Annotated in this window: 17 protein-coding genes, 1 other RNA gene and 3 pseudogenes; 7 read left to right on the top strand and 14 right to left on the bottom strand. The window is 53.6% G+C overall.

Annotated elements, in window-relative coordinates:
• Window positions 1-12: 12 nt before the first annotated feature.
• From DQM29_RS02755 to DQM29_RS02710, 10 genes and pseudogenes are all read right to left on the bottom strand, one after another.
• Window positions 13-1,446, bottom strand: coding sequence for a hypothetical protein (locus tag DQM29_RS02755; RefSeq protein ID WP_111739196.1), 1,434 nt, complete (start codon window positions 1,444-1,446; stop codon window positions 13-15).
• Complete coding sequence (locus tag DQM29_RS02750) at window positions 1,443-4,544, bottom strand: type VI secretion system Vgr family protein (protein ID WP_111739195.1); 3,102 nt, start codon at window positions 4,542-4,544, stop codon at window positions 1,443-1,445. The genes DQM29_RS02755 and DQM29_RS02750 overlap by 4 nt, the downstream gene beginning before the upstream one ends.
• A gap of 236 nt (window positions 4,545-4,780) precedes the next feature.
• On the bottom strand, window positions 4,781-6,199 hold the full coding sequence (locus DQM29_RS02745) for an alanine/glycine:cation symporter family protein (RefSeq protein ID WP_111739194.1): 1,419 nt from the start codon (window positions 6,197-6,199) through the stop codon (window positions 4,781-4,783).
• Window positions 6,200-6,682: 483 nt separating this feature from the next.
• Window positions 6,683-9,556, bottom strand: coding sequence for an aminomethyl-transferring glycine dehydrogenase (gene gcvP, locus DQM29_RS02740; protein WP_111739193.1), 2,874 nt, complete (start codon window positions 9,554-9,556; stop codon window positions 6,683-6,685).
• 26 nt (window positions 9,557-9,582) lie between these two features.
• On the bottom strand, window positions 9,583-9,972 hold the full coding sequence (gcvH, locus tag DQM29_RS02735; RefSeq protein WP_111739192.1) for a glycine cleavage system protein GcvH: 390 nt from the start codon (window positions 9,970-9,972) through the stop codon (window positions 9,583-9,585).
• 69 nt (window positions 9,973-10,041) lie between these two features.
• Window positions 10,042-11,136, bottom strand: coding sequence for a glycine cleavage system aminomethyltransferase GcvT (gcvT, locus tag DQM29_RS02730; protein ID WP_111739191.1), 1,095 nt, complete (start codon window positions 11,134-11,136; stop codon window positions 10,042-10,044).
• Window positions 11,137-11,528: 392 nt separating this feature from the next.
• A complete protein-coding gene (gene ubiI, locus DQM29_RS02725; RefSeq protein ID WP_111739190.1) occupies window positions 11,529-12,737 on the bottom strand; it encodes an FAD-dependent 2-octaprenylphenol hydroxylase in 1,209 nt (402 codons plus the stop codon).
• Window positions 12,738-12,748: 11 nt separating this feature from the next.
• Complete coding sequence (gene ubiH, locus DQM29_RS02720) at window positions 12,749-13,930, bottom strand: 2-octaprenyl-6-methoxyphenyl hydroxylase (protein WP_111739189.1); 1,182 nt, start codon at window positions 13,928-13,930, stop codon at window positions 12,749-12,751.
• A complete protein-coding gene (pepP, locus tag DQM29_RS02715; RefSeq protein WP_422385818.1) occupies window positions 13,927-15,195 on the bottom strand; it encodes a Xaa-Pro aminopeptidase in 1,269 nt (422 codons plus the stop codon). Before pepP ends, ubiH begins: the two co-directional genes overlap by 4 nt.
• 118 nt (window positions 15,196-15,313) lie before the next feature.
• A pseudogene (locus DQM29_RS02710) lies at window positions 15,314-15,888 on the bottom strand (UPF0149 family protein).
• A 272-nt stretch (window positions 15,889-16,160) separates the two neighbouring features.
• Here DQM29_RS02710 and zapA point away from each other — a divergent pair.
• The 3 genes and pseudogenes from zapA (at window position 16,161) to DQM29_RS02695 (ending at window position 17,395) form a co-directional block, all read left to right on the top strand.
• Complete coding sequence (zapA, locus tag DQM29_RS02705) at window positions 16,161-16,490, top strand: cell division protein ZapA (RefSeq protein ID WP_111739188.1); 330 nt, start codon at window positions 16,161-16,163, stop codon at window positions 16,488-16,490.
• Between the two features lie 93 nt (window positions 16,491-16,583).
• A non-coding RNA gene (gene ssrS / locus DQM29_RS02700) (6S RNA) lies at window positions 16,584-16,767 on the top strand.
• Between the two features lie 39 nt (window positions 16,768-16,806).
• A pseudogene (locus DQM29_RS02695) lies at window positions 16,807-17,395 on the top strand (5-formyltetrahydrofolate cyclo-ligase).
• A gap of 59 nt (window positions 17,396-17,454) precedes the next feature.
• On the opposite strand, the gene serA reads toward DQM29_RS02695, so the two are convergent.
• Both serA and rpiA read right to left on the bottom strand, forming a co-directional pair.
• The gene (gene serA / locus DQM29_RS02690; RefSeq protein ID WP_111739187.1) at window positions 17,455-18,687 is read right to left on the bottom strand and encodes a phosphoglycerate dehydrogenase; all 1,233 of its coding nucleotides are present in this window, start codon (window positions 18,685-18,687) and stop codon (window positions 17,455-17,457) included.
• Window positions 18,688-18,984: 297 nt separating this feature from the next.
• Window positions 18,985-19,645: pseudogene (gene rpiA / locus DQM29_RS02685) on the bottom strand (ribose-5-phosphate isomerase RpiA).
• Window positions 19,646-19,823: 178 nt separating this feature from the next.
• Between rpiA and DQM29_RS02680 the strand changes: the two are divergent.
• Window positions 19,824-20,717 (top strand): LysR family transcriptional regulator ArgP, encoded by an 894-nt coding sequence (locus tag DQM29_RS02680; protein ID WP_111739186.1) that lies wholly within the window; start codon window positions 19,824-19,826, stop codon window positions 20,715-20,717.
• Here the strand turns inward: DQM29_RS02680 and DQM29_RS02675 are convergent.
• Window positions 20,714-21,451, bottom strand: a complete 738-nt coding sequence (locus DQM29_RS02675; protein WP_111739185.1) for an oxidative stress defense protein — start codon at window positions 21,449-21,451, stop codon at window positions 20,714-20,716. The genes DQM29_RS02680 and DQM29_RS02675 overlap by 4 nt on opposite strands.
• Before the next feature lie 101 nt (window positions 21,452-21,552).
• Window positions 21,553-22,179: an arginine exporter ArgO gene (gene argO / locus DQM29_RS02670; protein ID WP_111739184.1), complete on the bottom strand. Its 627-nt coding sequence runs from the start codon at window positions 22,177-22,179 to the stop codon at window positions 21,553-21,555.
• A gap of 363 nt (window positions 22,180-22,542) precedes the next feature.
• Here argO and DQM29_RS02665 point away from each other — a divergent pair, with 363 nt between their 5' ends.
• Genes DQM29_RS02665 through DQM29_RS02655 form a run of 3 tightly spaced genes read left to right on the top strand, consistent with a single transcriptional unit; the run spans window position 22,543 to window position 26,198 of the window.
• Window positions 22,543-23,769, top strand: coding sequence for a hypothetical protein (locus DQM29_RS02665; RefSeq protein WP_111739183.1), 1,227 nt, complete (start codon window positions 22,543-22,545; stop codon window positions 23,767-23,769).
• 7 nt (window positions 23,770-23,776) lie between these two features.
• Window positions 23,777-25,021, top strand: a complete 1,245-nt coding sequence (locus DQM29_RS02660; protein WP_232054846.1) for a Zn-dependent hydrolase — start codon at window positions 23,777-23,779, stop codon at window positions 25,019-25,021.
• Complete coding sequence (locus DQM29_RS02655) at window positions 25,014-26,198, top strand: M20 family metallopeptidase (RefSeq protein ID WP_111739182.1); 1,185 nt, start codon at window positions 25,014-25,016, stop codon at window positions 26,196-26,198. The genes DQM29_RS02660 and DQM29_RS02655 overlap by 8 nt, the downstream gene beginning before the upstream one ends.
• Window positions 26,199-26,336: the final 138 nt, after the last annotated feature.

Genomic DNA, 26,336 nt, shown 5'->3' with positions numbered 1-26,336 from the left:
CTCCCGATCTTATTAGTCCGGCCAGTAGATATAGCGCTGCTCGGTTTTTGCAGGATTGGACAGAAAGTCTCTTGTGAGTGCGATCTGCGTTTCACTGGATTCAGGCTCTTGCGCCGCTGCTTTATTGATAATCGCCTCGTTGGCTGCCACCAGAGCGGTAAACTTAACTAGCTGCTCTACCGTCTGCCTGCTCATATTGCCAAACTGAACCACGTTAGAGCCTACCGTCATTGTTGTCTCTCTGGCGGCAACGGCCGCCTCAGCCGCTACCGCCATCGACGACTCCGCGACCGGCACGGACGGTGCTACAGCGGCCGTGGTTGCCGCTCCAGTTCCGACGGCCATCACGCTACCCGCTGCAATGCCGTAAGCGCCGATGCCCCACATAGCCCCTCCTAGCGACATCTCAAGACCCGCGATTGCCTTCCTCATTCTGTGCATTTCGGCCTCCGACGGCGGCGCCTCCAGCCGGTTTCCCTGTGTCAGCTCGCTGTAGTCGCGCACCGGTTCCGGATAAACCGGCATCAGGCGCCGCCGCACGTCGTCCAGCTCTTGGTCTATCATGCCAATCAGGTGCTGATACTCTTCTACTTCTGCCCGCACTCTGGCCCGCTGCTTCATCTTCTCCAGCCCCTGCGCCAGCGGCCTGTACATCGGCTCCTTTTTCGCCTCCCTCAACCAGTCTCTCTGTCGGCGGTTATCAATCTGACAGGTATTACTTTGTAATAAATGAAACTTTCGTCTCTCTCCAGCAATTCGCTCATAAGCGCGCTTCTGTGTCTCTAATAGCTTATCCCCGCTCTGATTAAACTTTATCTCTATCACATCATCGAGGTTGGCCTGCTCAAACGCCGCCTTCCCCGACAGTTCGATGTTTTTCAGCTTCACCACGTCAGGTATGCGAAACAGGCCGCGGGTAACCTTAAATATCCGCGTCAGCTCACCGCCTATCTCTTTTAGCGGGCTGTATATTTGCCGCATTTCAGGCGTCAGCATGCTTTCCAGCTCGCTGAGCAACAGCAGCAGCTTTGTCACTTCAACTCGCAGATCGGCAGTGGCGATACCGTGCAGCCGGTACACATATCTTTCTTTAATGACGTTATATTCCGACAGCGGGAAATCGCTTGGCCGATGGGGCTGTTCCCGGCTCATAATCGGCTGCGGCGGATCGGTCGTCATGTCGTAGCCGCACTCGCCAATGTAGGGCCAGTGATAGTTAAAGGCTCGGTTATCCAGCCTTACCAGTTCGGTAACTACCCGCTGGTAAACCGTAGCGCCATCGGCGCGCGTAATGGGATATTTAAGCGCATAGTTGATTTTTTGGCACAGATACCAGAGATCCAGAGGATTGGTGACCGGCAGCGCCGTTCCGGACGCATCTGCCTTCGTTGTCGCATTTCCCTTTCCCGTATCGTGAGCCGAGCCTGTCTTTCTTTTCTCTGTCACTTCGCCTGCTCCTCTTGCATCTCTTTGGCCTCGCCTGTTCGGTTAAAATCCAGACTAAGTGGGGTATCACTGTCCCAGTAGGCGGCTTCAACTAACAGACGATCCACCCGCTCAGGATGCGGCTGTACTGATATAGGCTCGCTCGAGGCGGTATAAATCGCCTGTGTGTTGCCGCGCTCATCGGTATGCCCTGAAATATCCTGCCCGCTCCAGCTTAGGGTGTAAGGGAAGTTGGCCAACGGTTGATTCGTTTTCTGATCGCTGAGAGTAAAAAACTCACTACAGCCGTCGACATTGGGAACGTTAGGAAAAGTAGGAGGCCTAGCGGCGGGGCCAGAAGTATCAAAACTGGCGCTTTTGATTTTAAAATCGCCCAGCGTAGCCAGCTCGATCAGGCATTTATCGAGCGAAATATAGGTACCGTTGGCGTTAAGCGTAATTTTCTTTTTAGCGTTGATGATGATTTCATCTTCCGTGCTGATAATAGAAAGCCCCTTTCGGGCAATCAGATCCAGCCCGTCGCCCTGCGCCTGAATCTCCACCTTGCCTTTAGCGGCAAATAACCTGATGCCGGCCTTCTTCACAAACAGACTAAACGCCTCTCCCGCCGCCATCGTCAGGCGCCTTATGGCACTGATATCTACATCTTTACCCGCCGTCAGCGCCAGATTCTTCCCTGCGGATGCATGAAGGTGCTCACCGCTGGTCAGCGCAATACCCTTCGGTGCGCTAAGCAGAACAACGGCGGATTTTAGTGCGTCAATGCGTTCAGCCAGCAGGCTCTGTTGAGCCTGTACGTCAGCCGCGAGCGCTAAAGCGGCACTGGCGGCTTCAGACAGCGAGCGCATTTGGTGATTAGCCGCAGACAGCTGCTCCAACGCGGCATCAATACTTAGCGCGTTTCCTTTGGCCTTTTCCTGTGCGTGAGCACCAATAAACAGCCCTTTTCCGGCACGAATGGCTCCCCACTCGTCCGTTCTTAGCTCAAAGCCTTCACCGCGCTTTTCTCTTTTACCGTTAACCAAATGACCCATATTCAGCTGAGTTTTACCGTACTCGGTAGCGATCTTGATGTGCTCTTTGCCTCGCTCATCGTCCATCCGCAGCTTGTTGTTGGCGGGAGTACGTATCACGTTGCGCTTGTGGTTGGCCGCCGTTACCGGCTCAGGGTGACGTGAATCGTGCATCGCGTGTGAGATATAGGGGCGATCCGGGTTGCCACCGGTAAACGCTATCGCCACTTCCGTACCGTCTATCAGCGGAAAGTGCAGCCCGTAAGTATCACCCGCATAAACCGAGGCGCGGCGCATCCACAGGCTTTCCTCGCCCCTACGCCACTTATCGTTCAGATCGAAGTCCATCTTCACCCGATAGCGACCGTCGCTGTCCATATAGCCATACTGGTCGCTGTCTGGGCTGGTCACTCGGGCGGGCAGCGTCCCGCTGATACTGGGCCACGGCAGTAGCTCTGGTCGGTAGGGACACATCACGTCATAAGGAATGCCGATAAAAGTCAGCTGATATGCCAGGCTCCTGTCGCCTACGCTACTTACCGACACAATCAGTATTCCGCGCTTAGCCTCGGCTATCGACGAACCGCTAACCGTCAAAATTTGACCGGGAGCCAAGTGCATTAGCGTCGTTTTACCGGCAATAGTGACCTGTTCAGTCATCAGCCGCTGGTGGCGCAGCTTTGCATACCATGCCCCTTGTCCAACCTCTTCGGGCTCTTGCTCTTCTTCACCCCGCTGTTCACCGCTAAAGCTGGCTTCAGTCATCAGATCCATACCTTGGTAGACTATGCTCTGAACCCTATTAGCCCGATGCTGTATATCCCTCCCTGCTGAACTTACCGAGCCAGTAATAGTGTCGATCGCTGAGTCCAGCGAATCAGTCACCCTGCCCGTCATACTTCCTAGACTCGAACCGCTACCGGAAAAACCTGTTGGTAAAAGTTCTTTTTCCTGAGCTGCAGTGGTGCAGTCATCCAGATCGCGGCCAAACGGCTCCATCGAATCACTTTGCTCACTGTCACTCAGTACTGATTCACCACATTCCCTATAGTGTTCGGCATAGAGATAGCGCCGACCGTGCGTAGTTGTATCCTTTTTTCGCTCATTGGCCTCCGACTTCATTCTGGTTTGCGCAGTGCGGTAGTTATAGTCCTGTGTAATAACCCGATTAGGCACAGTCCTGCGCGTTACTGACATGTCCCACACCGCCTCCTGACCATCATCAATATGGCCAGAGGGCGTCCGGTATTCCGCTCGCGGCCCGTCCTGATACTGCTGCGCAGAATCGCCGAATACCACTACGTCACAACCGTTTTTCGAATGGCTTTCAAACCAGAACCAGATACCCGAATCCGCCAGAAGACGGCGGATAAACGTCAGATCGCTCTCTTCCCACTGCGTCACATACTCTTTAACCGGATAGCTTTCCGACAGCTCAAAGCGAAAATCTATTCCGGTCAAACCATGCTTACGCAGTACGGCCTCTACGATCTGCGGCACCGTCTGATTCTGATAGATCGCGCATCCTCGCGTATTTTCCAGAAGCTGTAAGCGTGGGTAGACAGCAATTTCGTACCGAGCCTCGTCAACAGAGGATGAGAGCTGGCTAAACGCCATCGCTACACCGTACAGCTGATGTTCTTCACCAAACTCCGTTCCCAATCTGGCATTGAAGCCAGACAAATCAGAAGTCATCCTCTTTGCCACAGAAGATAAAACCCTACCGCCTACCTTACCTAACGTATTACTCAACGTGCCTAACGTCGCGTTTACCAAGCCGCTCTCTCTGCCTGTCATCAAAGCAATCACCACGCGTTTGCTCAGCACCTGTGACATAGAAAGCCCGTGAGGTGCAGTAAACTGCACAACAAAACTCCACGACTGACTTAAATGTTTCTGCCCCTCAAGGTGTAAAACAGACAGCGTTTCTTCCACACCGTCTATGCCTAGGCGATAGCGATTTATGTCGTCCGCTTGAGGCGCACAAGTGCGTTTTTTAACGCTGTCAAACAGTTCACTTACACCACTAGCCGACAGACGTTTGGTTAAATGTTTCAAATCTTTATCATCACTCGAATAAAACATTTTTATTCCTTTTTATTCAATGTGTTGCATTATTTTTTCATTTTTAACCATAGTAATAAAAAAAAGAAAATGGAGGAAACTGCCTAAATGGACAGGTGAGAGGAGCACGAAAAAAAGGGGGAGTGAAGTTAGAAGAAAGGAGAAAAAAGGGAAAAAAGGGAGAAAAGGGAAAAAGAAGAAATAAAAAGCCCCGGCACTCCGGGGCTTTCACTCAATCAGAAGAAACTGCAACTGCGTTACCGGCCAGACTCCAGCTCGGCGTCCGGTACGCCCGAGCCAAACCCTGCCGCTTTTCCTACACCAATCACAATAGGAGACAGCAGCAGCAGCGCCGCGAGGTTAGGGAGCACCATCAGGCCGTTGAACATGTCCGCCATCTTCCACACCAGATCCACCTTAAACAGTGACGCGGCGAAGATAAAGCAGATTACCATCAGCTGATAGATCCGCACCGCTGACACGGACTGGAACAAATAGCGCACGTTGTTTTCTGCGTAGTAGTACCAGCCAATAATGGTAGTAAAGGCAAAGAAGAACAGTGAAGCAGAGATAAACAGGCTGCCAAACTGGCCAAAGATATACACATACGCCTGTTGAGTCACCGTAATACCCTGGCCGCGGAAAATGCTCAGGAAAGAGTCGCCCACGCGACCGGCTGCATCCCACTCTTTCATGCCGGAAGTAATGATCACCAGCGCTGTCAGCGTCACGATAAGGCACACAACGAAAACCCCCATCATGGCGATAAAGCCCTGCTGCTCTGGACGTGAAACCCGCGCTACGGCGTGAGCGTGCGGCGTTGACCCCATGCCCGCCTCGTTAGCAAACAGGCCTCGGGCAATACCAAAGCGCATTGCCTGCTGAATACCGATACCGACACCGCCGCCGACCACTGCCTGAGGGTTAAACGCGGCAACAAAGATTGATTCAAACGCGGGCAGCACGTACTCATAGTTGATAGCCAGAATGGCAAAGGCGCCGATCAGGTAAAGACAGGCCATCACCGGAACGACTTTCTCACTAAACGAAGCGATACTGCGAATGCCGCCAATGACGACTACGCCCGCCACAACCGCCATGACCACCCCCATAACCCAAGTAGGTACGCCCAGCGAGCTGTTAAACGCAGAAGCGATGGCGTTTGACTGCACCATGTTGCCAATAAAGCCCAATGCGAAAATAATAAGCACGGCAAACACACAGGCCAGCCACTTACACTTTAGCCCCTGTTCAATGTAGTAAGCCGGGCCGCCGACGGCCTGACCGTTTTTGTCTTTGGTCTTAAACTTTTGCGCCAGAATGGCTTCCGCATAAATCGTCGACATACCGAGGAAAGAGGACACCCACATCCAGAAAATCGCGCCGGGGCCGCCAGCGAGGATCGCCGTTGCAGGCCCAGCTAGGTTACCGGTACCGACTTGCCCAGCAATAGCCGTTGCCACAGCCTGAAAGGAACTCATCCCGCTCTTGTCAGCCTTTTTCCCCTTCAGGGACATCCCGCCAAACAGCTCTTTAACGCCGGTGCCAAAGTGGCGAACCTGAACAAAGCCCAGACGGACGGTAAAATAGATCCCGGTACCACATAGCAAAAAGATTAATACGTGATCCCAGAGCAGGCTATTCACAAAATCAACCAGCTGTTCCAGTAGTTCCATGCTTTAAATCTCTATCGTTGTCGGCGTTTGCTTTTCACAAGCGCATTATTTTTATTTGCGGAAATAGATTCCTCATTAAGCGGTGATTCAACGCGCTTTTCACCGATCCATTTGCCTTTCACTCGGCAAAGAGAAACCGTCTCAATGTGCCGAAGGCGCATAAAGAAAGAGTCATAAACAAATAGATCAGGGATCGGCGTTATACCGCGATTGGGAATATAGCATCAACAAAATGCCCTTGGATACGGCATTTCCGCCGATCTCAGGGCACTGTATATAAATTCATGAATTTTTCTAATGCATAACGTCAAAGCATTTATGGCGCTCTTGCTCCAAAGCGCTCTACTGGGCTGATGCTGGGAAAAACAGGCATGAGAATCGATAAAATTTTACCAACAGAAAAAATATGATGGCGATCCCACTTTGGACCGCCATCTTTTTCGATTAACCGCTATTAAGCTCTGTTAAGCACTGATGTCGATATCAGTATTCCGACATCGGCACACAGGAGCAGAACAGGTTTCTGTCGCCGTACACGTCGTCCAGCCGCTTGACGGTCGGCCAGTACTTATTGTTCAGCGCGTCTGGAGAAGGGAAAACGGCCAGCTCTCTGCTATAGGGATGCTTCCACTCTTCAACCAGCTCTGCCTGCACGTGCGGGGCGTTAACCAGCGGATTGTCGTCCTTCGGCCATTCTCCAGACTGCACGCGGCGGGCTTCCTCTCGAATTGCCAGCATGGCGTCAATAAAGCGATCGAGCTCCACTTTACTCTCCGACTCCGTCGGCTCCACCATGAGCGTACCGGCAACGGGAAACGACATAGTAGGCGCATGAAAACCGTAGTCGATTAGGCGTTTGGCAATATCCATCTCGGTAATGCCGCTCTCCTCTTTCAGCGGGCGAATATCAAGAATGCATTCGTGAGCCACCAGACCGCTGCTGCCCGAATAAAGCACCGGATAGGCGTCTTTTAGCCGCTGAGCGATATAGTTCGCATTCAAAATAGCGACCTGACTCGCCGTCTTCAGACCCGATGCCCCCATCATGTGAATGTACATCCAGCTGATAGGAAGAATCGAAGCGCTGCCAAACGGCGCAGCCGACACCGCTCCCAGTCGCGTAATGCCCTCTGGCTGAACCACGCTGTGGCCGGGTAAATAGGGAGCAAGGTGCTTCTTCACGCCGATAGGCCCCATGCCCGGGCCGCCGCCGCCGTGGGGGATGCTGAACGTTTTATGGAGGTTAAGGTGGGAAACATCAGCACCAATGTAGCCGGGCGTCGTAATGCCGACCTGAGCATTCATATTGGCGCCGTCGAGATAGACCTGACCGCCGGACTCATGCACGATGCGGCACGCTTCTCGAATGGTTTCTTCATACACCCCGTGCGTTGAAGGATAGGTCACCATAATGCACGAAAGGTCATTGCGGTGTTCTATCGCCTTTTCCCGCAGGTCAACCAAGTCAATATTGCCCTGTTTGTCACAGGCGACTACCACAACCGTCATGCCTGCCATCTGCGCCGAAGCGGGGTTAGTACCGTGGGCAGAGCTTGGGATCAGGCAAACGTGGCGATGACCTTCACCGCGCGCGGCGTGATAACGGCGGATTGTCAGCAATCCCGCATATTCCCCCTGAGCGCCAGAGTTAGGCTGCATACTCACGGCGTCATAGCCGGTGATCAGCGCCAGCCACTGGGAAAGCTGGTTTAGCATAGTGTGATAGCCCTGCGCCTGCTCTGGCGGGCAGAACGGGTGCAACTCGGCAAACTCAGGCCAGGTAATGGGGATCATCTCCGCCGCTGCGTTTAGCTTCATGGTGCAAGAGCCTAGCGGGATCATCGCCTGATCCAGCGCCAAGTCCTTACGGGCTAGGCGATGCAAATAGCGCATCATCTCCGTTTCGCTGTGGTAGCGGTTAAACACTGGGTGAGTCAGGATAGGCGTCTGGCGCAGCATTGGCGACGGTATTGAACAGCTATCTGTCATACAGCGGACGTCGAGCGCATCGACATCCAGTGCGCGACTGTCCCCTAGCAGCACGTCAAATAGCGTATTAACGTCGTCCACCGTAGTGGTTTCGTCCAGTGTGATGCCCACTGCACCGTGCAGGTCGGCGCGCAGGTTAATGCCAAAGCTCAGCGCACGCGTCAGCACCGCCTCTTTGTCTTCAACCTCAACGCACAGCGTATCAAACCAGCTGCTGTGGCGAAGCTTTAGGCCTTTCTCTTTGAGCCCTGTCGCCAGAATATCCGTCAGACGGTGAATGCGTAAAGCAATGCGTTTTAGGCCCTCAGGGCCGTGATAAACAGCGTAGAAGCCTGCCATGTTGGCCAACAGCACCTGAGACGTACAGATGTTTGAGTTAGCCTTTTCGCGGCGAATGTGCTGTTCGCGGGTCTGCATCGCCATGCGCAGTGCTGTCTTGCCGGCCGCATCGCGAGACACGCCGATGATCCGCCCCGGTATTGAACGCTTAAACTCGTCTCGACAGGCAAAAAATGCGGCATGAGGGCCACCGTACCCCATGGGAACGCCAAAGCGCTGTGACGATCCAAACACGACATCGGCTCCCGCTTCGCCGGGAGATGCCAGCAGCACCAGTGACATAATGTCTGCCGCCATGCAGATAATCACGCCGTCGGCTTTCAACTGACGAACAGTTTCCCGGCAGTCGTTAATTTGTCCCTCTGTACCGGTCAGTTGAAACAGCGCACCGAACAGATCGCCCTGTTTTACCGCCTCTGCCATTGGCGCAACCACGACGCTAAAGCCAAAGGTTTCTGCTCGGGTTTTCACCACGTCGATAGTCTGTGGGTGCACGTCGTTTGCAACAAAGAACGTTTTCGCCTCTTTGCGCTTTCCTGCCCGTTTGGCCATCGCCATCGCTTCGGCTGCGGCGGTAGCCTCATCCAGCAGTGACGCTGACGCCAGATCCAACCCGGTCAGATCCTGTGTCATCTGCTGAAAGTTTAACAGCGCTTCCAGCCTCCCTTGGGAAACCTCCGGCTGATAGGGCGTATAAGCGGTATACCAGCCCGGATTCTCCAGCACGTTGCGCAGAATAACTGGCGGCGTCAGGGTTGGGCAGTAGCCCATGCCGATGTAGGAACGGTAGCGCTGATTCTGGGACGCTATAGCCTTAAGCTCTGCCAGCGCCTGATGCTCTGTCATGGCGTCGCCGGTGGCTGGCGGATAGGGAAGCTGAATGTCCGCTGGCACAATCCGGCCGATAAGCTCATCGAGGCTGCTCGCGCCGACGGCAGTCAGCATCTGCTGGCGCTCTTCCCGAGAGGGGCCAATGTGACGTTCAATAAACGACTCACCGTACTCAAGCTGTCTCATTGTTTGATTCATTGTGTAGCCTTCCTGAGTAGAGTTTCCTATTCATCTGCAATCGTGGACTGATACCCCTGTGCATCCAGCAAATCGCCGATTTCGCTTTCGCTGCTGGCTTTAATGCGAAACAGCCAGCCCCCCTCGTAAGGTTCGCTGTTCACCAGCTCCGGTGACGACTCAAGCTCACCGTTAACCTCAACGATATCGCCGCTTATCGGCGCATAGATATCAGACGCAGCCTTCACAGACTCCGCTACCGCGCACTCTTCGCCAACAGAAACGCTTCTGCCCACTTCAGGCAGTTCGATAAACACCATATCCCCCAGAAGGTGCTGCGCGTGGTCGGTAATTCCTACGCTATAGACGCCGTTCTGCTCTTCACGAATCCACTCGTGAGACGTCGCATACTTCAGTTCAGCAGGTACATTACTCATGTCGTTCTCCGTTTGTTAGGGTTTAACGCCCGATGCATTCAGGCGGTGTTTCAAGGTTCTGCCCGATAGCTACAGTATGGATTTCCCGTGGCGAACAAAGCCCGGCTTGACGACTCTCACCGGCATTTCTCGACCGCGAATGGGAACAATGGCCGACTCGCCAATAGTCGGCGGCACTCGCGCCAGCGCAATGCTGTAGCCAAGCGTCGGTGAAAAGGTTCCGCTGGTAATGATGCCTTCCTGTACGTTCCCCTGCGCATCGCAGAAGGTGACCGGCAGCCCAGCGCGCAGAACGCCTTTCTCTGTCATCACTAGCCCGACCAGTTTTTCATGCTGCCTACCGCGCTGGGCTTCTAACCCCTCTCGGCCAATAAAATCGCGCTCGGCAGGCTCCCAGGCGATGGTCCACCCCATGTTTGCCGCCAGCGGAGACACGCTTTCATCCATCTCCTGCCCATACAGATTCATTCCCGCCTCAAGGCGCAGCGTATCGCGCGCTCCAAGGCCACAGGGAACAACGCCCTCTTTCATCAGCGCCTGCCAGGCGCCGTCCAGCGCTTCAATCGGCATCATCAATTCATAGCCTTCTTCTCCGGTATAGCCGGTGGTCGCCACGAATAAACTGCCCGTTTGTTTGCCAAAAAACGGCGCCATTCCAGCAATGGCGCTGCGCTGTTCGTCTGTCAGAAGGCGGGCTGCTTTCTCTTTTGCCTCAGGCCCCTGCACGGCAATCATGCCCAGATCGTCGCGAACCTGAATCTCTACACCGTATGGACGGGCATGCTCTGTAATCCAGTCCAAATCCTTTTCGCGCGTGGCAGAGTTAACGATGACGCGAAAATAGTCCTCTGCCAGAAAGTAGACGATCAGATCGTCAATCACGCCGCCAGAGGCGTTGAGCATGCCGCTGTACAGGGCTTTCCCCGGCTGTGTCAGCTTTGCTACATCGTTTGCCAGCAGGTAGCGTAAAAACTCCCGCGTGCGGGCGCCGCGCAGGTCGACAATCGTCATGTGGGAAACGTCAAACATACCGGCCCGCTGGCGAACAGCGTGGTGTTCGTCAATCTGAGAGCCGTAGTTGAGGGGCATCATCCAGCCGTGAAAGTCGACCATACGGGCGCCACAGGTTAGATGTCGCTGATACAGAGGGGTTTGTTTAGCCATGATATCCTCTTAAGCGTTTTAAACGCACCGACAGCGCCTAGAGTCGCAACGGCACATGTAATTATATTTTGAAGAATTTGTTAATCATTATCGCAACATGTAAACAATTATCATCATGCAACACTTTCACTGCCTATACTGCGTTTCCCTGCACAGAAATTGTCTTTTGTTGTAGAAGGAAAAATGGAACCAGCCGCTAAAATAATTTTAATAGCATGATAAATAATCAATTAATGAGAGTTTCGCATTAAAAAAAATAATGAATAACCCACATCTCAATTAGAATTTTTCATCATTATCAATGTTTGAATACAGCAGAAAGGCAGTTCCGCCCCGAAAAACGGGGCGGAAGGGGAAAACAAGAAGGGATATCGGGTGATGAGTCTCTGCGACTACGCTTTGTCGTTGAGCCATTCAGGCAGATCGTGAAGCCCCATAGCCTGATGCACCAGATGGGGCTTTACGCCCGGCAGTGTATCGGCCAGAACCAAGCCGACGTCTCTAAACAGCTTTTTCGCGGGATTGTCGCCGTCAAACAGCGTTTTGAATCCCTGCATAGCAGCCAGCATAGCGGCAGCGCTGCGCTTACGGCTACGCTCATAGCGGCGTAGATAGAAGTAGTTACCGAGGTCTTTGCCCTCTTTTTGCAGGCGCTTAACTTCAGCAATCAGACAGGCTGCGTCCATAAAGCCGAGGTTGGCTCCCTGCCCCGCCAGCGGATGGATAGTGTGAGCAGCATCGCCCACCAGTGCCAGCTGAGGCGCTGCAAAGCTTCTGGCGTAGCGCGCGACCAGAGGGAAAATCCGCCTCTCGCTAACAACTCGACAACGCCCAAGGCGAGCGTCAAAGGTAATACCCAACTGGTGGTTAAACCGATCGTCATCCAGCGCCTGCATCTCACGCGCTTTTTCCGGCGGCAGAGACCAAACGATAGAACAGAGATTGCTTTGCCACAGAGGAAGAAACGCAAGAATGCCGTCGGCGTGAAAAACCTGACGCGCACAGTCGCCGTGCGCTTCGTCAGTCTCGACGGTGGCAACCAGCGCGTGATGGCCGTAGTCGCGGAAGGTCAGCGGTACATCCGCCTGCTGGCGCAGCCATGAGTGTGCGCCGTCGGCCCCCACCAGCAGCCTACCGCTTAACATGCGACCGTCTTCCAGCGTAATAAAGGCCTCATTTTCTCCCCAAGCCACCTGCTTAAGCTTGGCGGGTGCAAGCAGCGTAATGTCTGCTGCTGCATTAGCCTTTCGCCAAAGCGCGCTGTGGATCACGGCGTTCTCAACAATATGCCCGAGATGGCTGTAGCCGCAGTCGTCGGCCCTAAAGGTAATCTTACCAAAGCTGTCGCGATCCCAAACGTCCATTGACGTGTAGGGACTGGCGCGGCGGGCAACGACGTCCTGCCAAACGCCCAGACGATCGAGAAAGCGCTCGCTGGCCGCGTTAATCGCCGAAACGCGAATTTCCGGCTCAGCCGGTAACTCATCGGCGGGTAGCTGGTGTTCAATTACCGCAATCCTAAGCCCGCTGCCGCTGAGACCGCAGGCCAGTGAAAGCCCCACCATGCCGCCGCCGGCAATAACTACGTCATAAGCATGCATAAACCGTTACCCTATCGTTTAACCCAGCCAAGGGTTCTGTAGGCAAGGGGCAGTTTAAGCAGCCTGCAACTGTCCATTGCGATTAATCCTAAATTCCTCGCTATAGCTAAAGAAGCATAGCGATTAGCAAACAGGTGAACCAACCCGTCGGTCAAGCCAACAGTGGCGCTTCGATCTGGCGCACGGCGAAGCCGATAGCGGCTCAGAGTGCGGTAGCCACCGAGGTCTTCTCCCTGATTTACCGCTTCCACCAGCGTTTCCGCAAGGGATATAACGTCCCGCAGTCCTAAGTTGAAACCCTGACCCGCGATGGGATGCAGCGTCTGGGCGGCGTTGCCCACCAGCGCAAGGCGATGCCCTACCTCTTGGCGCGCCGTCCTCAGCCGCAGCGGGTAGCTGTGCCGCTCGCCGACAGCCAGAATTTTGCCCAGTCGCCAGCCAAATGCAGACTGTAGCTCATCGATAAAACGCCCTTCGCTCCAAGCAGCAGCGTCCTGACGACGAGCCCCTCCCACGCACCACACTAAAGACATGCGATTTTTTGACATCGGCAGCAGCGCCAGCGGACCTTCTGCGGTAAAGCGCTCAAACGCGCGCCTCTGGTGTGGCTCAGACATCGTGACATTAGCAATCAGCGCTGTCTGTTGGTAGTCCTGCTCGTCCCACTCTACGCCAAGGGAAGAGGCGACTGAAGAGAAGGAGCCGTCCGCGGCGACCAGCAAAGATGAGGAAATCCGCTCGCCGTCGTCCAGCGTTACTGTGATGGCGCTTTCGCTTCGCTCGCTGGAAACGACTTTAGCCGGGCAGTGCAGCGAAACATTAGGTGCCTGTTCCAGCAGGGAAAACAGTCTCCGTCCGGCATCGTGCAGCTCGATCACCTGCCCCAGTGCGGCGAGGCCGTAGTCAGCGGCGTTCAGGGTGGTCATGCCGCCGTGGCCTCGATCGCTGACCTGCACGGTTTCGATAGGCGTCGCTTCGCGAGCCAGTGACGACCAGCAGCCAATTCTTTCCAACTGTTGACAGGTTCCCTGCGCCAGCGCAATCGCCCGCGCATCAAAACCGGGGTGGCGCTGCGCATCCGGCCGCTGAGACTCTATCAGCGTCACAGCAATACGGCCGCCACCAAGGCGTGAAAGCGCTAAAGCCAGAGTCGCCCCCGCCATGCCGCCGCCGACGATCGTCACCGCGTTCATCGGCGCGCCTCAGCCATCAGAGTCTCAATATCTTCCGGATCTTTCACCACACCGGAGGTCAGAATTTCACTGCCGTGCTCAGTAATCAGCACGTTATCTTCAATGCGCACGCCGATACCGCGGAACTCAGCGGGCACGTCAGCGTCTGGCGCAATATAAAGCCCTGGCTCAACCGTCAGCACCATTCCGGGCTCAAGCAGTCGACCGCGATTTGAGGAACCGTAGTCACCCACGTCGTGGACGTCCAGCCCAAGCCAGTGGCTCAGACCGTGCATATAAAATCGCTGATGAACTTTGTCTACGATCAGTTGGTCAACATCCCCCTCCAGTACCCCAGCCGTCACTAGGCCAGTGACCATCACGCGAATAACCTCTTCGTTCGCCTGACGAATGCTGTTTCCCGCTTTCAGCAGCGACAGCGCCTTATACTGAGACGCCAGCACGATGTCGTAAATTGTACGTTGGGCAGGGGTGAATCGGCCGCTGACAGGGAAAGTACGCGTAATATCGCCCGCATAGCCCTGATATTCACAGCCAGCGTCTATCAGAACCAGATCGCCTTCTTTGAGCAGAGATTCATTTTCGGTGTAGTGCAGAATACAGGCATTCTCACCTGATCCGACGATAGTGTTGTAGGCCGGATATCGAGCGCCGTGGCGAGTAAATTCGTGATGAATTTCCGCTTCAAGATGATACTCAAACAGGCCGGGTCGGCAGCGCTCCATCGCCCGAGTATGGGCTTTGGCGGTAATGTCCCCCGCTTTTCGCATAACGACGATTTCTTCCAATGATTTGAACAGGCGCATTTCGTGCAGCCATGGACGCCAGTCTGTTACGGTGGTCGGCGCTTTCAGGTTTTGGCGCGTGCCGCGACGCAGCTTTTCCAGCGCGTTAAACACCATCCGATCGGCAAAGTCATACAGCCCCTGAGCGTGATATATCACATCAAGCCCGTTCAGCAGCAGGTGTAGCTGATTCGGCACGTCGTCCCACGGCAGTGCGCGATCGACGCCAAGGGTTGCCAACGCCGCATCCTGCCCCAGCCGACGACCAAACCAAACTTCCGCAGTCAGGTCACGCACGCGATTAAACAGCACGCTGTGGCTATGGGATTCATCGCTTTTTATCAGCACCAGCACCGCTTCCGGTTCGTTAAACCCGGTCAGATACCAAAAATCGCTGTCCTGACGAAACGGATATTCGGTGTCGGCACTTCGCACCCGCTCTGGCGCGGCAAAAACGATAGCCGCACTGCCTGACGCCATCTTAGCCAACAGCGCCTCTCTACGGCGCTGGTGTTCAGGTAATGAAATCTTCACTTATCAGCCCTTCCCACGTTCTGTGTTATTGCACGATGCTGCGTGATGCTGTACGCCTTTACCTTTAGTGCAGCGTTGGCTTCGCGTTCTCCGGGGCGGTGGAAAGCCTGGCAAAGTCGCTGTGGCACAGTATGGCGGCCATTCGAACGTATTCACGAATTTCCTCAAAGGAAAGCTCGAGCTCTTCAAGGTCGTCATCTTCTTCATAGCCAAGCTGCGCAATATTTCTCAGGTCGGCAATCGCTTCACCGGTTTCCCCTTTCACCTGCCCCAGCTTTGGCTGCATCATACCCAGCCCCAGCAGGAAGTGATTGACCCAGCCGCTCAGCGCATCAATTCGCTCGTAGATAGACGAATCATCATCGCTGGGATCAGCATTTCAAAGCTGAAACCGTCTTCTTCCAGCTCCTCTTTCGTCTCTTCATACAGCCCTTTGACTAAGTCTCCCAGCGGGTAGCCGAAGGCCTGACCGTCGTTAGTCAAGTCGTGAACCAGCACTGACCAGCTGCCGTCGCTACAGCCGCCGCAAAGTAAACCGCTCAGCAGGCCGTGCATCTCGGCGGCGGTTAGCGCCACCTTTTGCTGTGCCAGCGCGGTATTGATGGATTGATAAGTAGGGAGCAGATTTTCAGACGACATTGCGTTTACCACCGTCAAAAAAGAAAGAGTTACCACTATGCTACCACCAACGCTATAACGGGGGGAACCTTGCGCGCCGTCACAAACGCAGCGCTTGGCGAATAAACCTGTCATTATTGGCTATCCGCCCCGTCACCGCGGGCGAGAGTTTGGTATAATGGCGATTGTTTGTTAAATTATAGCCCTCCGAAAGCGCGATAGTTCGGGCTTGGTAACGGCTTTTTCATTGGTCAGACGCAACGGTCATTTAACCGCGTCGGCAGGAAGGTGATATGTCAGCACAACCGGTAGATATACAAATTTTCGGTAAGTCTTTGCGGATCAACTGTCCGCCAGAGCAGCGTGAAGCCCTCAACCGGGCGGCGGCCGATCTGAACCAGCGCTTACAGGACCTGAAAGACAAAACTCGGGTCACCAACGGCGAGCAGCTGATCCTCACCGCTGCGCTGAACATCAGCTACGAGCTGACTCAGGAAAAGAGCAAAACCGATGACTATGCGAAAAGTATGGAGATGCGAATTCGCATGCTGCAGGACACTATTGAGCAAGCATTAGTCGAACAGAGTCAAATCTCGCAGCGCCGGAGTGCAAATTTCGAATAATTTCCCTATAATCGATTTAAGCCATTGCCAACCGCTAAGCGATTGTGGCTAACTAAGGATTATAGAAAACGTACTTTATACGGGTTCTGAACAAATTCTCTGAGGTGTGCGTTATCGGGCCAGTCCCCTGAGCCGATATTTCAAACCAAAAAGAATGCGGGTTCTACAGTCTGTGAGCATGCCCGGTCCGTCCGGGAAGCCTGATGATCGTATATTCGCGTTCACCTTGAACCAAGGGTTCAAGGGTTACAGCCTGAGACGGCACCTCGGAGTTCTCCTTTCTTCTGCTGTATTGCACTTCTTACACTAATTATTCATGACGACGTTCCTCTCTCAGCGTCAGGCATTGCGGCGAGAAATTCGCAGCAGGCGTAACGCACTTTCACAAAATGAGCAGCAGCTCGCCGCTCAGCGGGTTTACCAACGGCTCACTAAACACCCTAAAGTGCAGGATGCGCAGCGTGTTTCTCTGTTTCTGTCTTTTGACGGTGAAATCAACACTAAACCGCTGATAGAAGCCTTCTGGCAGCAGGGGAAAAGAGGTTTACCTTCCGGTTATTCATCCCTTCAGCAAAGGGCATCTGCTCTTTTTGCGCTATGCGCGAGACAGCGTCATGATCCATCACCCCTTTGGCATTCAGGAACCCAGGCTCGACGTTCGGCACGTGCTGCCCGCAAGTCGATTGGACGTCATTATCACGCCGCTGGTGGCCTTTGACGCACAGGGAAATCGGTTAGGCATGGGCGGCGGCTACTATGATCGCACGCTAAAAAACTGGCAGCGAGACGGTTCATACCCTATTGGCATCGCCCACGATTGCCAACAGGTAGAAGGTCTGACTCACGAAAGCTGGGACGTGCCTTTGCCGGAGATTATCACGCCGTCTGAACACTGGCGCTGGTGATATAAAATTGATGACATAAAAAAGGCGGCTCAGAGCCGCCTTCTTACTTCGGCCGATCGTTAAAACAGCAGTCTTGCCCTAACGGTACCCTGGATAGACTTCATATGCTCCAGCGCTTCGTCAGCGCGATCGGTTTCCACGTCGATAACCACGTAGCCGATCTCGTTGTTAGTCTGCAGGAACTGAGCGGCGATGTTGATGCCTTCCTCAGCAAAGATCTGGTTAATCTGGTTCAGCACACCCGGGCGGTTTTCGTGGATGTGCAGCAAACGGCTGACGTTTTCCTGCGGCGCAGGCAGCGATACTTCAGGGAAGTTAACCGCTGATAGCGTCGAACCGTTGTCAGAGTACTTGCTCAGCTTACCGGAAACTTCCACGCCGATGTTGGCCTGCGCTTCCTGCGTTGAACCGCCGATGTGCGGCGTCAGCAGAACGTTGTCAAACGCACACAGCGGAGACTCAAATGGATCGGTATTCGTCGCTGGTTCAACCGGGAAGACGTCCAGCGCCGCGCCAGCCAAGTGCTTGCTTTCCAACACGTCGCACAGAGCGGGAATATCCACCACCGTACCGCGTGAGGCGTTAATCAGCACAGAACCAGGCTTCATCAGCGCCAGCTCTTTATGGCCCATCATATTCTTGGTGCTGCTCGTTTCAGGCACGTGCAGCGTGACCACATCGCTTCGGTTAAGCAAATCGGACAGGTGGCGAACCTGCTGCGCGTTCCCTAGCGGCAGCTTGTTCTCGATGTCGTAAAACATCACGTTCATACCGATAGACTCAGCCAAAATGCCCAGCTGTGTACCGATATGGCCGTAGCCGATAATACCCAGATTCTTGCCGCGCGCTTCAAAACAGCCAACGGCCAGCTTGCCCCACTCGCCGCGGTGCGCTTTGGCATTGGCTTCAGGAATGCGGCGCAGCAGCAGCAGAATCTCCCCTAACACCATTTCTGCCACGGAACGCGTGTTAGAGAACGGCGCGTTAAATACTGGAACCCCGCGTCTGGCGGCGGCGGTCAGATCCACCTGATTGGTGCCGATGCAAAAACAGCCGATAGCCACCAGCTTTTCCGCAGCGGACAAAATTTCCTCTGTCAGGTGAGTACGTGAACGAATACCGATAAAGTGCGCGTCGCGAATGGCCTCTTTCAGCTCCTCGTCGCTCAGCGCGCCCTTGTGGTATTCAATATTGTGATAGCCTGCTGCACGCAGACCCTCTACGGCGCTTTGATGGACGCCCTCAACCAGGAGAAACTTAATTCTCTCTTTTTCCAATGATACTTTGACCATTTTCTGAACTTTGCCCCATGAATTTATTTTTTTATATAACTGCCGTTGTCAACATATCAAAAATAGACGCTACGGCAACAGGAGCAAACGATTAACCGTTCAGGACAAGAGGCGGGATAATGGAGTAAATTAGGTGTTTTGTACTAGTAGATACCGGAGTATCCGGAAAAAACAACACAAATGAAACAACCGTGAGCTATATCACCAAATTAAATATTTTTTAAATATAAAAAATATATTTCACTTTCTGCTTCAGGCGGCGAAAAGAGCCATCCGCCCGAAGCGTTCAGCAAAATTTTATTTTTCAATGACCTTCACGCCGTCTGGCGTACCGATCAGCGCAATATCTGCACCACGATTAGCAAACAGCCCAACGGTCACTACGCCAGCAATGCCGTTGATACGGTTTTCCAAAGCAATAGGATCGATAATTTCCAGCGCGTGCACATCGAGAATAACGTTGCCGTTGTCAGTCACGACACCCTGACGATATACAGGGCGACCACCGAGCTTTACCAGCTCTCTGGCAACGTAAGAGCGCGCCATCGGGATAACTTCAACCGGCAGAGGAAACGCTCCCAGCACGTCCACTTCCTTGGAAGCGTCAGCAATGCAGATAAAGCGATGGGCAATAGCCGACACAACTTTCTCCCGCGTTAGCGCCGCACCACCGCCTTTGATCATCTGCATCTGGCCGTTGATTTCATCAGCACCGTCGACATAGATATCCAACTCGTCTACGTCATTGCAGTCAAAAACCTCAATGCCCAAACCCTTTAGCTTTTCAGTAGAGGCAATGGAACTGGATACAGCGCCCCTTGATGTCGTATTTCATTGTGCCGAGCGCGTCAATAAAGTGTGCCGCCGTTGACCCTGTACCAACACCCACAATGGTTCCCGGACGTACGTACTGGAGCGCGGCCCAGCCAACGGCTTTTTTCAATTCATCTTGCGTCATGGTGAAATCTACCTGTCTTGCCAAAAATGTGATTATTATAAGAAGTCCTGCCGCCAATATAGCAGAAGCCTTAAGAAATGTACGGCAATAATAAAAGTATGGCATAGTGTTAGAGAGTGACTTGATGCTTATTGGAGTAGGCTCTTACCGCAGTTCGATAAAACGGAGAAGACACACAATGAAACGCCCAGACTATCGCGTGCTTCAGGCATTGGACGCGGTGATTCGCGAACGCGGCTTTGAGCGCGCAGCGCAAAAGCTGTGCATCACCCAGTCGGCCGTTTCACAGCGGATTAAGCAGTTAGAGTACCTCTACGGCCAGCCGTTGCTGATCCGCACCGTTCCTCCTAAGCCGACTGAACAGGGGCAAAAGCTTCTGGCTCTTCTGCACCAGGTTGAGCTGTTAGAAGACGAGTGGCTCAGCGACGAAGGCAGTGTGGAATCGCCACTTCAGCTGGCGCTGGCGGTCAATGCCGACAGTTTGGCAACCTGGCTGCTGCCTGCCCTCAAGCCGGTGCTTTCCGACTCTCCTATTCGCCTGAATCTTCAGGTTGAAGACGAAACCCGCACTCAGGAACGTCTGCGGCTGGGTGAAGTGGTCGGCGCCGTCAGTATCCAGCCTCAGGCGCTGCCTCGATGCCTGGTGGATCAGCTCGGAGCGCTGGACTATATCTTTGTCGCTTCGCCGGAATTTGCCGATCGCTACTTCCCTAACGGGGTCACCCGCAGTGCGTTGCAAAAGGCGCCTGCCGTTGCATTTGACCACTTGGACGATATGCATCAGGCGTTTTTACAGCAGAACTTCGACCTACCGCCGGGCAGCGTGCCCTGCCACATCGTCAGCTCGTCGGAAGCCTTCGTCCAGTTGGCAAAACAGGGTACGACCTGCTGCATGATCCCACACCTGCAAATTGAAAAAGAGCTGGCTAACGGGGAGCTGATGGATCTGACACCGGGTTTATGCCAAAGACGCATGCTGTACTGGCATCGCTTTTCGCCGGAAAGCAAGATTATGCGGGAAGTGACTGACGCCCTTTTAGGATACGGGCGTCAGGTATTAAGGCAGATTTAGTTCGCTTTCGGCTCGCGCTGGATGTCAAACACCACTTCTACACGATCGTTAAAGTCGATGCTCTGCTGCTGATAGCTCTCGTCCGCCGCGCTGGAAGAGTAGGACATCGCCTTGCTTCGGTAGCTCGCTGCTGGTACCGCACCGCCGCCGCTGGAGTTATAGCGAATGCTGAACACGGGGCCTAGCTTCACGCCGAACTCTTTCGCCAGCGCATTGGCTTTCTCTACCGCATCCTTTACCGCCTGCTGGCGCGCTTCGTCGCGATAAGTTTCGTCTTTCATAACGCCCAGCTGCACATCGTTAATTTCATTCAGTTCGTTAGCTAACGCACCATCTAACAGGGCATTCAGCTTGTCCAGTTGGCGAACCGTCACTTTCACCTGACGGGTGGCAATATAGCCTTTAATGGTTCTTTTCGCGCTGCTGACATAGCTGCCGTCAGAGTATTCTATGCGCGTTTGAATGTTGGCTGCGTCAATATCCGCTTTATCAATGCCGTTTTTTTGCAGGAAGTCGATGTACTTTGCAACGCGTTCATCGCTCTTCTTCTTGGCTTCTGCCGCAGACTTGTTTGAAACATTCACCTCAATGAACAGCGTCGCCATATCAGGCTTGGCTTTCACAATGCTGCTGCCCGAGGTCGCAATATGAGGGCCATCAGGCAATTCTGCCGCCTGCATGGTGAACGGGGCGACCGCAAAAGCGGCAGCAATGGCTAGCGTTTTTAACTTCATGGTGTCTCCTCAAAGCCGTATATCTTGTTAAAGGATTTAACAACAGCGACATCATAAGACGTCGCCTTCAGATAACAACAGAATTTACACCATATTGACGTTTATGCCAGGATCCCCGCAAGCGCATGCCTTGCCAGCTGAAACGCGATAATCCACATGACGCTGCCTATCCCAATGTTAATTATGCGCTGAGCTGAAGATTTCTGTAGCCACGGCGCCATCCACGCGGCCAAGAGCGCCAGAGAGAAAAACCAGACGATGGATGCAGTAACCGCTCCCAAAACAAACCATAGCCGCAGAGAACCAAACTGCTCGCCTAAACTGCCGAGTACCACAACCGTGTCGATATATACGTGGGGATTTAACCAAGTGACCGCCAGCACAGTAGCAATAATACGGTAGCGACTGCGAACTGCACCGTCTTGAAGGCTAAACGCCTCGCTGCTTGCTCGCAGCGCGTCTTTAAACGCCCCCCAGCCGTACCACAAAAGAAACAGTACTCCCGCCCAAGTCACTAGCTGAAGCACCAGTGTAGAGCTTGCCAACAGAGCGCCGCCGCCAAATACGCCGAGAGAAATCAGCACCCCGTCACTTAAAGCACACACGCCCGCAACCATTATCGGGTACTGCCTGCGCATTCCCTGTGACAAAACAAACGCGTTTTGTGGCCCAATGGGCAGAATCATCGCCATGCCCAGCACAACTCCTTGAAAATAGGTCAACAGCACTTTACGCCTCACTCGTATCAATAGGTCAATGCTGTGTAGACTAACCGTCTGATTTCGCATAGGGAAATGGATAATTCTAATTGCCCATTAGCGTTGCTTATAGGCACTGTGGGCTAGAGGGAATAATGCCAGCCTCCGAAGGCTCTTTGATGACAATCCTATTCCCTCACTTCCTGACGTTCATTTTTATTGCCACAAACGTCACTTAAACTTGACATACACATTCAGTTAGAAGTAGTTTTATACGCTGCTTTATGGACATCCCTCAAGCAAAAATCAGAACTATCAACCAAATTTAAAATAATTACCAAAATTAAAGATTACATAATTGGGTAATGTAATACATATAAATGGAACTTCTCTATGTCGCAGATGTTAGCGCTGTTAATCATTGTTCTTATTCTTTATATCGGCGACGCCGTGTCAGTGAGAACCAAGGCCTGGATCCCCTCTGTTTTTGTCTGCGCCGTGCTGTTTCTTGTCGGCTATTGGACTTTCTTCCCCAGTAACATTATCAGCCTTGCCGGCATCACGACGCCGGTTGCCGTGATGATGATGTACCTGCTCATTACCAACATGGGGACACTGCTCTCCATGAAAGAGCTTGGCAGGCAGTGGAAGACTATTATCATTTCCCTCGCGGGCATTCTTGGCATCATCGCTGCCGTGTTTACCATGTGCATATTCATGTTTGACATGAACACAGCCATCGTCACTATTCCACCGCTGGTTGGCGGCATTGTCTCATCGCTGATTATGTCAAAAGGCGCAGCGGATGCAGGGCTTGTCGATCTGTCCGTTTTCGCCATTCTGATTTACGTGATGCAAGGATTTGCAGGCTATCCGCTCACCGCCATCATGCTTCAGCGCGAAGGCAAGCGAGTATTGGAAAAATACCGCGCCGGAGAGTGGAAGGACGCCCCTCTGGAAGAGGCAGGCTCAGATAATCACGAACCAACGACCATCGCTGCCGAAGACAAGATGCCCCGCCTGTTTAGCGGCATCCCTTCGCACTACAATACCAGCTACTTCAAATTCCTGCGTCTGGCCTTTGTCGGGCTGCTGGCCTATCTGGCCTCTACTGCGCTGGCGCCCGTTGTCAGTGTTAGCCCGTTCGTGCTGTGTCTACTGTTTGGCGTTATTGCTTCTTCACTGGGCTTTCTGGAAAGGCACCCGCTGCAAAAGGCCAACGGTTTTGGCTTTGCCGTCATGGTATTGATGCTGTTTATCTTCGACACCCTGAACAAAGCGACGCCAGAGATGCTGATGCGCCTGCTGTTTCCGATGATTGTGCTGATCGGCACAGCCGTTGTCGGTATGTTTATCGTGTCTTGGGTGGTTGGCAAGATCCTTGGGGTTTCAATGGAAATGGCGTTTGCTATTTCTCTTACCGCACTATACGGTTTCCCGGCTGACTACATCATTACTAACGAAGCCATTACCTCGTTAACCAGAGACGAAAAAGAGCGTCAGGTATTAACTAACCATATGCTCGGTCCAATGCTGGTTGGCGGCTTTATTTCCGTCACTATGGTTTCCGTCGTGCTGGCAGGTATTATGGTTGGCTACATTACGCCAGTCGCAGGGTAGATAACACGTGATTCACGCAAAAACAGACAGGATCCAGCGCCACATTGAGGCGCTGGCAGCCTTTACGGCAACGCCGGGGGCAGGCACCACGCGTATGAGCTATAGCCCACAGGGGCAGCAGGCGCGCGCCTATATAAAGCAGCAAATGCAGGAAGCCGGGCTTACCGTTCGGGAAGACGCCATTGGCAATATTTTTGGTCGGCTGTCGGGCAACGACGATGCGCTACCCGCGGTCATGATTGGCTCGCACTTTGATTCCGTTCCCCACGGCGGCGCCTTTGACGGCCCTGCGGGTGTGGTCATGGGTCTTGAGATCGCCAGTCTCTTTCATGAAAACCGACTTACCCCCCGCTATCCGCTGGACGTTGTCGCCCTAGTTGAAGAAGAGGGAGCCAGCTTTGGGCGCGGTCTGATGGCTTCCAGCGCTCTTGCTGGGAAAGTCAGCGCTGAAGAGCTGCACCGCCTTTGCGACGCCGAAGGCGTCAGCGCAGCAGATCGCATGGCGGAAGTCGGCTTTAATGCCGACAGCGTTGCCAGCATCGTTATTCCACCCGCTACCCTTAAGGCGTTTATCGAGCTGCATATTGAACAGGGCCCGGTGCTGGAACAAACGGCTACCGACGTCGGGCTAGTCGACGTTATCGTCGGCATCACTCAGCTGAACGTCGTATTAACCGGTAAAGCTGGCCATGCGGGCACCACGCCGATGGACCGCCGTCAGGACGCGCTGGTAGCCGCCAGCCAGATGGTCAGCCGCATCGGTGACTTTGCCCGCCAGGCCGGTGAGGCTACTGTTGCTACCGTGGGTAAACTTCAGGTTTATCCAAACGGTGCAAACGTGATCCCCCACCGCGTTAGCTTCACTGTCGACATTCGCTCCAAGAGCGAAGAGAAGCTGCGCCAGACCATCGAGCAGATTCAGAACTGCATTCAAACCTTCGCCTGCGACGGCGTAAAAGCAGAGATAGAGCAGCCGCTTTACGTTTCCCCAACGCCCCTGAACACCTCGATTTTAGCCTCGCTAAAAAACAGCGCAGATAAGCTTGGATTAAGCAGCCGCACTATGGTCAGCGGCGCAGGCCACGATGCTATGATATTTGCAGGCATCACTGATGTGGGCTTGGTTTTCGTTCCCAGTCGCGATGGATTAAGCCATCATCCCGACGAGTGGACCGACTATGAACAATTGCAAAAAGGCGTGGATGTTATTTTCCAAACCGTACTAGAAATGACAGAGGCAACACATGAGTAACCCAGACATAGCGGCATCTATCAAGAAGCATCAGGACCAAATGATTGCATTTCGCCGCGACCTGCACGCCCATCCAGAGCTCCCGTGGGAAGAGATTCGTACCACCAAGAAAATCGCAGAGGCGCTCGACGAGATAGGCATTCCTTATCGCCTCACTGAACCCACTGGCGTCATTGCCGACATTCAGGGCGGCAAGCCCGGCAAAACCGTAGCGCTGCGCGCCGATATGGACGCCCTACCTGTTTTGGAGCTCAACGACAGCCTGGCCTATAAGTCACAAACACCAGGAAAAATGCACGCCTGCGGTCACGATGCCCATACTGCCATGCTCATTACTGCGGCCAAAGCGCTGTATGAATGCCGCGACCAGCTGCGCGGCAACGTGCGCCTGATTTTTCAGCCGGCAGAAGAAATCGCTCAGGGTGCACTGGAGATGGTCAAGCAAGGAGCCATCGAAGGCGTTGATAACGTTTTCGGCATGCACATCTGGACAACCGTCGCCTCTGGCAAAATCTCCTGTAACGTAGGCTCCTCGTTCGCCTCAGCGGACCTGCTGAAGGTAAGCTTCAAAGGGCGCGGCGGCCACGGCTCAATGCCTGAAGCCTGTATCGACGCTGCCGTCGTTGCCTCATCTTTTGTTATGAACCTACAGGCTATTGTTTCCCGAGAAACCTCCCCCCTCGAACCAGCGGTGGTCACTATTGGGAAAATGGACGTCGGCACTCGGTTTAACGTCATTGCTGAAAACGCTGTGCTTGATGGCACTGTACGCTGCTTCAACATTGAAAACCGCGAACGCATTAAGGCCGCTATCGAACGCTACGCTGAGCACACTGCTGCGATTTACGGCGCTACCGCTCAGGTAGACTACGTCTACGGCACACTGCCGCTTATCAACGAAGAGCGCAGCGCGCTGCTGGCACAGTCCACCATTCGCCAAGCGTTTGGTGACGACGTTCTGTTTGCTGCACAGCCCACCACTGGCGGAGAAGATTTCAGCTTCTATATCGAAAATATTCCTGGCTGTTTTGCGCTGGTCGGCACGGGCAACCCTGAGAAGGGAAGCGACTGGGCGCACCATCACGGCTGTTTTAACATCGATGAAGACACTATGGCGGCAGGTGCCGAGCTTTATGCTCAGTACGCCTACGACTATCTTATGCAGGACGAGTTTTAATAGGGTCTACACGCGTTCTGCCTCAGAGAGACGGGTGGAAGGCTGGCGGTCGTAGCGGCAATAAAATTCTGTTAATGTCGCAGGACACTAAACAAAAAAATCCGAGAACATTTTTGTTTTCGGATTTTTTATTAGCTC

Origin of the sequence: Leminorella richardii (assembly GCF_900478135.1) — a bacterium.
GTDB classification, from domain to species: Bacteria; Pseudomonadota; Gammaproteobacteria; order Enterobacterales; family Enterobacteriaceae; genus Leminorella; species Leminorella richardii.
This window is presented reverse-complemented; position numbering and strand designations above follow the sequence as displayed.

Excerpts from the sequence above, each read along its gene's own strand:
- gcvT (WP_111739191.1), bottom strand. The coding sequence starts at position 11,136 with ATGGCTAAACAAACCCCTCTGTATCAGCGACATCTAACCTGTGGCGCC.
- gcvH (WP_111739192.1), bottom strand. The coding sequence starts at position 9,972 with ATGAGTAATGTACCTGCTGAACTGAAGTATGCGACGTCTCACGAGTGG.
- serA (WP_111739187.1), bottom strand. The coding sequence starts at position 18,687 with ATGGTCAAAGTATCATTGGAAAAAGAGAGAATTAAGTTTCTCCTGGTT.
- DQM29_RS02655 (WP_111739182.1), top strand. The coding sequence starts at position 25,014 with ATGAGTAACCCAGACATAGCGGCATCTATCAAGAAGCATCAGGACCAA.
- DQM29_RS02680 (WP_111739186.1), top strand. The coding sequence starts at position 19,824 with ATGAAACGCCCAGACTATCGCGTGCTTCAGGCATTGGACGCGGTGATT.
- gcvP (WP_111739193.1), bottom strand. The coding sequence starts at position 9,556 with ATGAATCAAACAATGAGACAGCTTGAGTACGGTGAGTCGTTTATTGAA.
- ubiI (WP_111739190.1), bottom strand. The coding sequence starts at position 12,737 with ATGCATGCTTATGACGTAGTTATTGCCGGCGGCGGCATGGTGGGGCTT.
- DQM29_RS02665 (WP_111739183.1), top strand. The coding sequence starts at position 22,543 with ATGTCGCAGATGTTAGCGCTGTTAATCATTGTTCTTATTCTTTATATC.
- zapA (WP_111739188.1), top strand. The coding sequence starts at position 16,161 with ATGTCAGCACAACCGGTAGATATACAAATTTTCGGTAAGTCTTTGCGG.
- DQM29_RS02675 (WP_111739185.1), bottom strand. The coding sequence starts at position 21,451 with ATGAAGTTAAAAACGCTAGCCATTGCTGCCGCTTTTGCGGTCGCCCCG.
- pepP (WP_422385818.1), bottom strand. The coding sequence starts at position 15,195 with ATGGCGTCAGGCAGTGCGGCTATCGTTTTTGCCGCGCCAGAGCGGGTG.
- DQM29_RS02745 (WP_111739194.1), bottom strand. The coding sequence starts at position 6,199 with ATGGAACTACTGGAACAGCTGGTTGATTTTGTGAATAGCCTGCTCTGG.
- DQM29_RS02750 (WP_111739195.1), bottom strand. The coding sequence starts at position 4,544 with ATGTTTTATTCGAGTGATGATAAAGATTTGAAACATTTAACCAAACGT.
- ubiH (WP_111739189.1), bottom strand. The coding sequence starts at position 13,930 with ATGAACGCGGTGACGATCGTCGGCGGCGGCATGGCGGGGGCGACTCTG.